Source organism: Hyalangium sp. (assembly GCF_045802625.1).
GTDB lineage: Bacteria > Myxococcota > Myxococcia > Myxococcales > Myxococcaceae > Hyalangium.
This window is the reverse complement of record NZ_JBJMQP010000110.1, coordinates 1-10,699: the sequence shown is the minus strand read 5'-3', so window position 1 is coordinate 10,699 and position 10,699 is coordinate 1. Positions and strand designations below refer to the sequence as shown.

The 10,699-nt window shown below is 67.7% G+C and carries 10 protein-coding genes; 4 read left to right on the top strand and 6 right to left on the bottom strand.

All coding sequences use genetic code 11. The annotated features are described in order from the left end of the window. A partial coding sequence (locus tag ACJ8AT_RS20405; RefSeq protein ID WP_407739452.1) for a hypothetical protein occupies window positions 1-458 on the top strand: 458 nt, incomplete at its 5' end. A 226-nt stretch (window positions 459-684) separates the two neighbouring features. Then, window positions 685-1,299, top strand: a complete 615-nt coding sequence (locus ACJ8AT_RS20400) for a hypothetical protein (protein ID WP_407739451.1) — start codon at window positions 685-687, stop codon at window positions 1,297-1,299. 113 nt (window positions 1,300-1,412) lie between these two features. Here the strand turns inward: ACJ8AT_RS20400 and ACJ8AT_RS20395 are convergent, their stop codons facing one another. Beyond that, entirely contained in the window at window positions 1,413-2,660 is a 1,248-nt protein-coding gene (locus ACJ8AT_RS20395; protein WP_407739450.1) for an imm11 family protein, read from the bottom strand. A gap of 8 nt (window positions 2,661-2,668) precedes the next feature. After that, window positions 2,669-4,114: an AHH domain-containing protein gene (locus ACJ8AT_RS20390; RefSeq protein WP_407739449.1), complete on the bottom strand. Its 1,446-nt coding sequence runs from the start codon at window positions 4,112-4,114 to the stop codon at window positions 2,669-2,671. Between the two features lie 239 nt (window positions 4,115-4,353). Between ACJ8AT_RS20390 and ACJ8AT_RS20385 the strand changes: the two genes are divergently transcribed. Next, on the top strand, window positions 4,354-4,731 hold the full coding sequence (locus ACJ8AT_RS20385) for a helix-turn-helix domain-containing protein (RefSeq protein WP_407739448.1): 378 nt from the start codon (window positions 4,354-4,356) through the stop codon (window positions 4,729-4,731). Here the strand turns inward: ACJ8AT_RS20385 and ACJ8AT_RS20380 are convergent. The 4 genes from ACJ8AT_RS20380 to ACJ8AT_RS20365 form a co-directional block, all read right to left on the bottom strand. Beyond that, a complete protein-coding gene (locus ACJ8AT_RS20380; protein WP_407739447.1) occupies window positions 4,728-5,120 on the bottom strand; it encodes a helix-turn-helix transcriptional regulator in 393 nt (130 codons plus the stop codon). The two genes, ACJ8AT_RS20385 and ACJ8AT_RS20380, sit on opposite strands and share 4 nt — an antisense overlap. A gap of 2 nt (window positions 5,121-5,122) precedes the next feature. Then, window positions 5,123-6,304, bottom strand: a complete 1,182-nt coding sequence (locus tag ACJ8AT_RS20375; protein ID WP_407739446.1) for a serine/threonine-protein kinase — start codon at window positions 6,302-6,304, stop codon at window positions 5,123-5,125. A gap of 139 nt (window positions 6,305-6,443) precedes the next feature. Continuing rightward, window positions 6,444-7,370 (bottom strand): DUF2381 family protein, encoded by a 927-nt coding sequence (locus tag ACJ8AT_RS20370; protein ID WP_407739445.1) that lies wholly within the window; start codon window positions 7,368-7,370, stop codon window positions 6,444-6,446. Between the two features lie 109 nt (window positions 7,371-7,479). Beyond that, complete coding sequence (locus ACJ8AT_RS20365; protein ID WP_407739444.1) at window positions 7,480-9,501, bottom strand: protein kinase domain-containing protein; 2,022 nt, start codon at window positions 9,499-9,501, stop codon at window positions 7,480-7,482. A 460-nt stretch (window positions 9,502-9,961) separates the two neighbouring features. Here ACJ8AT_RS20365 and ACJ8AT_RS20360 point away from each other — a divergent pair. Beyond that, on the top strand, window positions 9,962-10,699 hold a 738-nt coding region (locus ACJ8AT_RS20360; protein WP_407739443.1), incomplete at its 3' end, for a DUF932 domain-containing protein.

Below are 10,699 nucleotides of genomic sequence, written 5' to 3'. Positions count from 1 at the left end.
TCGTGGGCTTCGCCATCTACGGCTACTTCACGGGCGCCAGCAGCGCAGCCGCGCTCGCCCGAGCGGCGAGCCTCAAGATCGGCGCGGACATGAAGGTGAGTGGAGCGAGTGCCTCGGGCGTGACAACCTTCGAGTCCTTCCCGAGCGAGACGTACCGGGTGACGATGGCCACTGCGACCACCGCACTCGTCCGCCGATTCGCAGCGAGGCCGCTGGTGAACATCGCCGCGGCCCCGCTCCACCCGATGACCTTCGCCGCGTTCCGCGCCCGGCTCGGACAAGTAGCCCAAGGCGCTCCGGGAGCGTGGAAGCGCACTCGGGGACGCAGGGTTGGCGACTGTCTGGATGCTTTCGCGAGCATGATGCGCGGCCCGTGGTCGCGGGCAGGAGCGCTGCGCGCCTGCGGGACGTCCCTTCCGCTCCTGAGCTCCGAGGGCGCCATCGTGCTTCCGGTCTGACCGTTCCGACATGGAGAGCCGCGTTGCTTCGGGCCCCTCGAGTGCGACACCCCGAAGGAGCAGACCTTGCTGGGAATGCTGCTGAACCCGTTCCGCTCGCCAGCTGGGTCGGAAGAAGCAGCGGACGCCAGTCGCTCTCGCCTCTTCATCTTCCGAAATCCGAGGGCACCGGTGGGTATCAGCTCCTGAGCCCGGGAATTCCTCCCGGCCACATCCGGAGTCCCTCATGGTCTTCTTCCCCATCATCGCTAACAACCTCGGCAAGATCGCCGCCGCGGCGGCCACCACCCTGGGCCTCGTGGGCTACGTCAACCGCGGGCGGATCAGCCGCTGGCTCTCGGACGAAGAGCCCGACGCCAAAGAGCGGAAGCAGGAGCACCTCCAGGACGCAGCGGGCGTGCTCAAGACGGCCGAGTCGCTCAAAAACCTTCACGGCCAGCTGGCTCCTAGCGAGCTCGATAAGAAGCACGCCGAGCTGCTGGACAAGCTGACCGCGATGAACACCAAAACGATGGGCGATTTCAGGGTGCTCATCAACGAGGCGCAGTCGGAGGTCATCACCTCCATGGCCGAGCTCGAGGGCCAGCTCGACGCCCAGCGGAGCGAGACGCGGGCGCTCGGCGAGGAGCTGCGCGAGGCCGTGGCGGACTTGGCGCGCCGCCAGGATGCGGTGGAGCAATTTCTCCACGGCAAGGACAAGGGCGAGGTCTTCGCTGTGCCCGGGCGCCAGCGCACCGCCGCTACGACTCCGAGCAAGCAGGAGGAGACCGGCAAGAAGCCCTCCCAGAACGGCAGGCGGAGGGGTAACGGGAGCACCGCACCCGAGACGCGTGCGCCCTGACGCTCTCCCCCGCCCTCTCGCAGCTGCATGCCGGTCGTGGCCCACGAGCCCCCGGCATTTTTTGGCCTCGAGCGGCGCGCAGCATCACCAGCCCGGAGCACCGCCACTCCGCGCTACGCCACGGGTTTCCTTCTGAGACGCGACAGGTGCTCCTCGCCGTTCTCCACGAAGCGCCGCGCCAGCTCAGCCTGGCCTTCCGCGCCATGCTCCAGCAGGTACGCCAGCTCCGAGGGCAGCAACGCCTTGACGGTGACGAGCTTCACCTCACCATACGGGGTGGAGAAGTGACTCGGCAGCGTGCGTGACTCCACGCCCAGCAGCACGGCCACCCTGCCCTCCTCGGTGACGAGGGACTTGGGGATGCCCTTTCCGGACACCTCCATGGAGAAGAGGCCCGCCTTCACGCTCTCGCGCACGTGCTCGTGCTCGGCGACTTCATCCGCCACGCGGTTCAGCAGCAGCAGGGGCCACCCCTTCGAGATGTCCTTCACGGTCGCGTCCACTTCCAGGGCGAGCTCCAGACCGAAGCCCACGGAGGGCTCCAGTCGCTCGATGAAGGGGTCCGAGAGCCCGTGGGTGACGAGCAGCGTACGCCCTGCCTCGCGACGGATGACGCTCCAGAGCTGTCGGTGGCCCGGCCACGAGCCGCTCATGGCGATGGGCATGAAGACCTCCTTGTCCAGCGACCCCAGGGTGCGCCAGGCCGATTCACGCGCGGTGGCCGCCGTCTCCAGCAGCTCGCGGATCTTCCGGTTCCTCGCGCGCTCGTCCGCGCTGATGGTGCTGGGGCCGGTGACCTCCTTGAACTTCACCCCCGTTGCGCCCATGCGCTCCAGGGCCTGCTTTACCTCCTCGGAGATGATGATGGCCGGGCTCCATCCCCAGGTACGGAACACTCGGGCATCGCCCACTTTCGAGGGGTCGATGCGCATGCCAATCACGGACCTGTACTGGCCTGTCTTGTCGGGCCTGTCATCCCCCGGCTCCCAGTGGCGCACCTCGTCGGATGCCTCGTCGTCGATGCACTTCACGACACGCGTGATGTTGAGCAGGACGTACGGTTCGCTCTGTCCGTCCACATCCACCGGAATCAGCTGCACATCACCAGGCGCCAGCTCGGCGAAAACGGCCGCCACCCTGGCATGAACCACGGGGATGGTCGCACCCGCCAACAAGGAGAAGTCGAGTGGCCTGCCCGGGACGTAGATGGGAATCCGGATCCGCCCATCGACGTGAGCGGGTTCACCCCGTACGAACTGCCAGGTACGAATCTCTTGCCCCTGCTGATTCACGGGATCATCCAGGTGCCAGCGACCCGGGATGTAAACGTCGTCGAACAGATCGAAGTACAGTCCCGCCATGAGGACTCCTAGGGTGACGCCCCTCTGGTCAGCAGCTCGTTGAGCCTGCTTCCCTCCGTGATGATCTCCTCGGCCAGCTGCCGGAGTGCTTGCCTCAGTGCAAGCGCGCACTCCTGCTGGTTGGAGCAGTTGTCCGTCGCAGCTTTCAGGTGCTTATGAACGAGTTGATGGTACTCCTCGGGATGAGGCCCCTTGTGCCCAAGGAGTGGGACCGTATTGGCCGGGTCCTCCATCGACATGCCCGCCTTGTCAAAGAGTTTCTTGAATAGCGGCGTCCAAGGCCCGCCTCGCGCAGTGGACTTGCTGTTCTCGACAGTGGCGATGTGGTGCACCTCCGGCTTCTTCTTCGGCGGGTCCGCGCTTGCCGGAGGGCCCCGCGCCGCCATGCTCACGGCATTGGCGGGCAGAACGACACTGAACGTGCCCTCGGCCACGGCGACCTTCACCTTGTCCGCTTCCTGCACGGCCGTGAGCACGTCTCGGATGCCGGCATGGGACTCGAGCGCACCGGCGGCTTTCGCGAAGCCCGGTAGCTTCGGGGCCTTGGACACCAGCGCCGCCGTCTCCCCCACCGCCGCCGTGCCCAGCAGGAGGAGAATCCGCACGCTGTTGGGCCCAATGACCTTGCCGAAGCGGTCCCCCGCCTCGCGCAGCTCCGCGAACGTGCTAGCCCCCGCCGCCTCCTCCCAGAGCTTGAAGTAGGCGCGCACCAGGTCGAAGAGTTCCCAGCCCAGGTAGCCCCACATGAGCACGGCCAGTGCCGCGGCGACGCCCTTAGAAACCGGCTCGGGCGCCGCGACCAAGGCGAGATATCCAATGATGGTGAGGCTCAGCGTCGTCCACAGCTGCGTCGTGGAGAACATGCCGCGCAGCTCCGCGTCGCGGGCCTCCAGCGCCGCATTCACCGAGAGCGCCAGGGCGAGGTCGCGCTTGTCCTCGCCGCTCAGGCCCGGCCCGTCCTTGAACAACCCGAGGCAGTCCCCCGGCGTGCCATTCCGCTCGCAGAAGCTCCCGTAGGACTTGGCCAGGGGCGTGCGCCACTCCTCGCCCGTGAGCGGGACGGAGGCCAGCGCCAGCTTCCGGTGGAGGTAGAGCGGGAAGCGGGAGCCGGCCACCCGCAGCGGCATGTTCAGCACCAGGGTGGTGAGAGCTTCGTTGAGCTCGAAGTCGCTCACCCGCACTGCACCGAATCGGGTGGGCACCGAGAGGTGAACCCGCTCGTCCGCGGCCTCGCCCTCCTCCGCCTCCTCGGCCTCCGCAACAGCCGTGGGAGGCCGGGCGTCCTCCAGGAAACGGGGAGTCGGTGGCCGGTAGGACGACCCCACCAGCAGGCCGCCCCGAGGAACACTCGTGGCGCACCCTGCGTGGAGGAGAAGGACGATGAGGAACCAGCCGCGCAGCAGGAGGCGCAGCCGAGCGCCAGGCATGCGCGGGCCAACAAGACGGGTGGACACGGCGCACCTCCGATTAAGGGGCCTGGCCCCAGGATTACAGGAGGGCCCGACAGGCACGTCAATCCATCAGGTGGGTGGAGGTATTGGCGACGTGGAGGATAGGCCCCCGCGCCATGAAATGAGCCGAGCGGGATGGTCGCCGACGGCTCCACCACCGCCCACCGCTGCGTGCCGAGACTCACCCCTGTTGCTGGGAGTTGCTCATCGCACTCTCCTACCCTTTGCGGTAGACGGACACCATGGACGAGAAGCTGCGACACGCTCTGGGGGAAGCTGCTCGAGCTGCTCGCCTGCGGCTGGGCCTCACGCAGGCGGAGGTGGCCAAGAAGGTGCGCCTGAAGCCCGGGGTCTACGGCAGAGTCGAGCGCGGCGCGATGGTACCGAGCGTGCCCACCCTGCGGCGGATCTGCGAGACCCTGGGCATCTCCTCGGACGTGCTGCTGTCCCTGAGTGCCCAGGCTCCCAAGGCGATGGCTCCAGCCCCTCCGCCCGCGGCCGGCGAGCACCCGGAGTTGAGCCGCGTCATCTACGTCTTGCAGGGGTGGCCGCCGGAGAGGTTGGCGCTCTTACGTAAGCTGCTGGAGGCGGCCGACACCCACCTCGCGGACGAGAGCTAACGGGCCTCGGACTGCGCGAGGGTGCGCGCCACGTAGCCGAGGGCGGTGAGCTGCCTGCCATCCAACTGGCGCAGGGTGCGCATCAGACGGCGCAGTTGCGGCGATTCCTCCGAGGTGGGTTCGGACTCCTGTGGCCAGGTCACGGCCTCGCCTGTCGCGAGCCCCAGGGCTGCACTGGCATCCACCCGCAGCACCATGCACAGCTTGCGCAGGTTCGGGACGCTCGGTGTCAGGTGGCCTCTCTCCATCCGCCCGTACACCTCGGTGGCCACGCCCACGCGGTCGGCCACGTCCGCCTGGGTCAGCTCGGCCTTGAGCCGGGCCTCTCGCAGGGCCGTGCCCAGGTGGACGGTCAACTTCTTCTTCGTCAGGTGGTCGCTCTTCTTCATGGTCACTCACTCCGATCCTTCGTCTCTTCCTCGGTGGCGTCCTCCTCGGCCGTGGCTTCTTCCTCGGGGGTGGGCAGCACGCCTCTCTCGATGGGGAAGGCGCGCGTCTCCTGGGGAGCGGGCTTCTCGCGGTCGAGGGCTCGCAGCTCCGCCGCCGCCTCGGAGAGCCCGAACGGCTTGCCCTGGCCTTTGAGCCACGCGCGCAGCTCGTCCCGCATCTCACCGCCCGTCTGGTAGCGGTCGTCCGGGTGGGCGCGCAGGGCCTTGTGGAGGATGCCCTTGAGCTGCTCGGGCACCTTCCGGGCCACGCGCTCCACGTCCTCCGGGCCGAAGGTCAGGACGCGCTCGGCCAGCTCCCCCACACTCGTCCAGGTGGGACGCTCGGCGCGCACGCGGGCGTTGTACCGGTTTGCTTCCGGAGTCTCGCGGAACGGCAGCCTCTCGTCCGGTGAGTCCAGCGGGTACTGGCCCGACAGCATCTCCAGCAGCACCATGCCCAGCGAGTAGAGGTCCGCCCGCCCATCGGGCTCCTGGTGGCGCATCACCTCGGGAGCGGCATAGTCCAGCTCCGCGCGCAGCACCTTGGAGGGTGTGTCCAGCCGTCCGACCATCCGCGAGTACGCCACCCCGAAGTCGGTGAGCTTCACCCGGCCGCTGGACTCCAGCCGGATGCTCATGGGGCTCACCGCCCGGTGGACAACGTGCAGCGGTCGGCCCTCCTCGTCCTGGCTGTTCCAGGCATAGTGGAGCGCGTCGGCCACCTGGGCGGCGATGTAGACGGCATGGGCCGGTGCGAGCGTCCTGCCCAGCAGCAGCGCCGTCTCCATGGCCGTCGCCAGGAAGAGGCCCGGGGAGTGCTCCATCACCACGTAGGGCTCGCCCTGGTGCTCCGCCAGCTCGTACACCTGGGCGATACCGGGGTGCTGCAACCGGGTAGCAAGCCGAACCTCCTCTACGGCCCGCTGGCGGCGCTCCTGCTCGGGCGGCATCTGCACTCGCTTGAGGATAACGAGGCACGGAACGCTCTCCCCGAGCAAGGAGGTGCGCCGCGCGATGGCCATGGGGTCATGTGCGTCCGCCAGCGGGGCGACGAAGGTGTAGCGGTACTCGGGCCCCTCGAAGAGAAGACCGTCAGGACCTGTGGGGTGGATGGGGAAGCTGTCGCTGCTTGATGGCTCTTTCACGAAGATACCTCCTGAACCTTTCAGGCACTCAGATTCAAAACTGATTTCCTTTCAGGTAACATGAGAAGCCATCGAAAGAAAGCACCGGCCAACCAAGCAGGTCAGCGCCCAGACTCAACCTGCTGGAGCGGGGGAGCCTCTAGGGGAACGTCACGCCGTCGAGGGCGAGGCCCTCAGCTCCGGCCTCTCCCGCCCACAACTTGAGCGCGAAGGTCCCCCGGGCCTCGCTCTCCGTCGCGTCCAGTTCCACCACGATGCGTTTCGACTTTCCCGGCGGGATGGGCTCCAGAGGCCACACCGTTAGCCCCGTCAGCTCCTCGTGCTTGGAGCCCACCAAGGCCGCCCCCGCGGGTGTCCAGGCCACCGCTCCGAGGTTGGCCAACTCCATCTCCACGGCCACTCGTCCCCGCCCATCAGGTCCAACGGCCCGGTAGCTGATGACCTTCTTCGCGGCCAGGGAGTCTCCTGGGCGTGAGGTGACGGCCTTGAGCCACCGAGCAACAACGCCCGTCTCGCCTAGCCATCCGTTGGCGATGAGACTCGTGAGCCCACCCTGGCCGCTGCACTCGGCCTGGAGACGCTCCTTCTCCTCCCGGCACTGCTGGGCCTCGGCTCGTGCCTGCTGCTCGCCCTGCCGGAGGGAGGCCACGGTACGCTCGTGGCGCAATACCTCCACCTGGCGCTCCGCCTGGGACGGGTGGACCACCAGCACAAAGGTGGCGCTCGTTGGCGCCGCACCGTCCTCGAAGTAGACCGTCACCGGCACGCGCTCCCCGTCATTCAGCGCCTCCGAGGCCACGAGTGTCAGCGTGTCGTCCACCAGCTTCACCCGACGGAACCGCTCCCGCCCCTCCACGTCCACACGCGCCAGCTTCGCATCGAAGAACACGGTGAGTGACAGCTCCGGCCGGATGCACACCTCCGGTGTCTTGCTGGGGGTGTCCGCCGTCAGCTCGATGTAGCGCGTCCCCGCCTCACAAGCGGGGAGCGGCACCCGCTCGGTGGCCTCGACGGGTGCGGTGAGCAGGACCAGCCCGAGCAGGGCGGAGGAGGACAAGGCGAACACGGAGCGGGAACCTCCACGAAGAGACCGGGGACGTGGGCTCTAACACACCTTCCTGCCCGGTCATGCGCGAGCCGCCTGGGCTTCCAGCCCGCCAAGCCCCCGGATGGCGTTACTCGAACCGCTCCACCGTCTTCACCTCCACGCGGGGGTGAACCTTGATGGCGCCACCGTCAGGTTCGATCTCGAGACCACGACTTCCGATCTCGTCGTACAGCTCCATGCAGACGATGAACGTGTCCCCAGTGGGCGTGACGGCCTGGGTGATGCGGGCGTAGACACGCTTCTCCCCAATGCAGAGCTGTCCGGTGAGACGGGTGCCATTCGGCAGTGCTGTTCGCCCGCCCCGGCCCATGGCATCGGTCCCCACGTCCCAGTCGCCCCAGAGCTTCAGTGAGACGGGGCCCTCCTTCACGGGAACGGGCTCGGAACTGCCCTGCTTTTCACCGGGCATACCGGCACCGTGCCTCTCTCCAAGGCGGAGGCCGAGCTGGCGAGTCATGGTTTCAACGGCACCGGCTGGGCACACCTGAGGCGCGGGCTCCTTGCGGACCTGGGCGCCGGGACAGGCCAGGTTGGCGGCAGCGGCCACGGCGAGCAACACGTTGTTCCCGGTGGAGCCGTTGCCCTTCTTCTCCTTCTCCGCCTGTGAGCCGGGGGCCTTCTTCTTCATGCGCGTTGTTCCCGAGCTGAGCGTCACGGTGGTGACGGGCGCAGGGGTGTCCGCCCTCGGAGGCGCTGCGCCTGCGTCAGCTTCGGGCGGCTTCCACGGGGGCGCCACTTCATGGACGTGCGTAGCCCATGGCGTCGGGCCATCGGGTGAGAATTCCGCAGGTACAGGGGGCGTCAACACCGGCTGGCCTGGAGTCGGTGTGGAAGGCGGCGGCTGGAGCTGGCCGAGGAGATGAGCCAGCCCCAACCCCACCACCGCAAGCCCCACCACGGCCATCAGGACAGGAGCGGCCCGCCTCACTCGGGTGCGAAGCGTGGGGACGGTTGCCGCGGTGGGCGGCTCGGGTGGGGCGGGAGCCACGGTGGGAGGAGCGGGTGGCTCAGGTGAGGCGGGAGCGACTACGGGAGGAGCGGGCGGCTCAGGTGGGGCGGGAGCGACTACGAGAGGAGCAGGCGGCCTGCCCCGCTTGGGCTTTTGCCGGATCCACCTACGCAGCCACGCCTGGCTGTCGTAGCCCAACAGCTCTGGCGCGTCCTCGGTGGTGCGTCCGTCCACCGTCCAGCCGTAGCACAACGGCATCTCCCAGCGGCGGGGGTCCGCCTTCGCCTCCTCCAGCAGCTTCTCCAGCGCCACGCACAACGCCTCGTCATCCGGTACGCGGGCGTTCGCCTTGGCCAGCAGGCGCAGACACAGCTCACTCAAAGGCCGGGGTACGCGGGAGTTGCGCACATGCGGCGGCTTGGGGTTGCCCGCGAGAATCTCCCCCATCAGCTCGTCGTCCGGGCCGTTGAAAGGGTACACGTCGACGGCGAGCACGTAGAGGATGACGCCCAGGGCGTACAGCTCGTCTGTCACCGCGTAGTCGTAGCTCTCCCCTCGCTTTCGGTTTTCGCGCAGGAAGAAGGCCACGGCTTCGGGGCTGCGGTAGCGGAGGTTGGCCGGGGCCAAGGCTCCGGTGACGCGAGGAGTGCCGGGCATGGCACCGGCTCCAAAGTCCACCAGCACCGGCTCTCCGTTCCCATCGCGAACCAAGACATTGTCCCCCTTCAAGTCCCGGTGTTTCACCTCCTGGGCGTGGACCTCCTTCAACGCCCGCGCGAGCGGCAGCAGTTTCTCCACCAGCTCACGGGCGCACGGGTTGTTGTCCCGGGCCCACTGGTAGAGCGTCACTCCCGGCACGTACTCCATGACGAGCACCAGGTACTCGGGTCTCTCGTCCGGCCATTTGAAGTGACTCAGCAGCTTGACCACGTTGGGGAACTCGTGGCGGAGCATGATGAACAGCTCCCGCCAGCCCCATCCCCCGACGCTCTCCAGGTGGATGAACTTGAGGGCACACGGGCTGCCGTCACGCCACGCGAGGTACACCTTGCCGAAGCCTCCGGCCCCCAGTCTCTTCTCGATACGGTAGCCGCCTACCACCATGTCCGGCCGCACCACGTCCTCCGGCGTGAGCTTCACGGTGCCTCTCCGGTGGCGACACGGGTCAGTGACGGTGGGAGTTCGGTCATGCGCTCGACCTCGGGAGTGGGGAAGCTACCAGAATCAAGGGCCTCCCGTGCCCGAGGACGTGTCCAGCTCCGGCTGTCGGGTGCTCGGCTGGCCAGTGTAGTGGCGGAGTTGCTCTCGCAGCACGGCCTTACCGGGAACGAGCGCGATCTCGGCCCTTCACATCGGACCGAGAGCTCAGCCTCCGGCGTGGACGATGCGTAGAGCCGCAGTTCCGCTCCGGCCGAAATGGAAGTCCACGCCTCGGTATAAGCCGATGGCAGGGACTCCCCTGCTGGCGTCGGCCCACCGATCGTCGCCGTCCTCCAACCCATTCAGAGGAGCGCACCGCGAACGAGCGGGACCCGGGCCCATCCAGCTCGCGTTCCGAGCGCTCGAGGCGTGCCCTCACTCATCGACAAGAAGGAGCACCATGCCGCATGACATCAACCAAATGGCCTACGTGGGCCAGGAGCCCTGGCACGGCTTGGGCACGCAGCTGCCGGCCAACACCGACTACGAATCCATCGTGGAGGCCGCGGGCTTTTACAATGCGGAGGAGCGGCCCCTCTTCGCCCCGGGCATGGATGAGCCCATTCCGGACAAGAAGGCCCTCTTCCGTACCGATACGGGCGAGTACCTCGCTACCGTGAACCGTGGCTACCAGATCATCCAATTCGAGGACGTGGCCCGCACGCTCGTGGAGGCGGCGGGCGGCGTGCGCTGCATCTTCCACACGGCGGGAACGCTCGGCCGCCACGGCGAGCGTGGGTGGCTCCTGGGAGAGCTGCCCGAACCCATGCGCGTCCGGGGAGACAAGAGCATCATCAAGCGCTACGTGCTCGGCTACACGGGACACGACGGCACCACCGCTATCACGCTCAAGAACGTGGCCACACGCGTGGTGTGCCAGAACACCATCGGTGTCGCACTCGGGGAGCGGGACGGAGCTGAGTGGCACATCCTCCACACTACGAGCGCCAAGGTGCGACTCGAGGAGGCGGGCCGGGCCTTCCGGCGCATGGTGCAGGGCTACGAGCGCTTCGCCGCGCTATCCGACCACCTCGCCATGACTCGCTTCAGCGAGCACCAGCTGCGCAACGTCATCGATGTGGTGATGCCACTGCCCCAGGACGAGGCCGAGCACCCGCGCCTGATGAAGGGGCGCAAC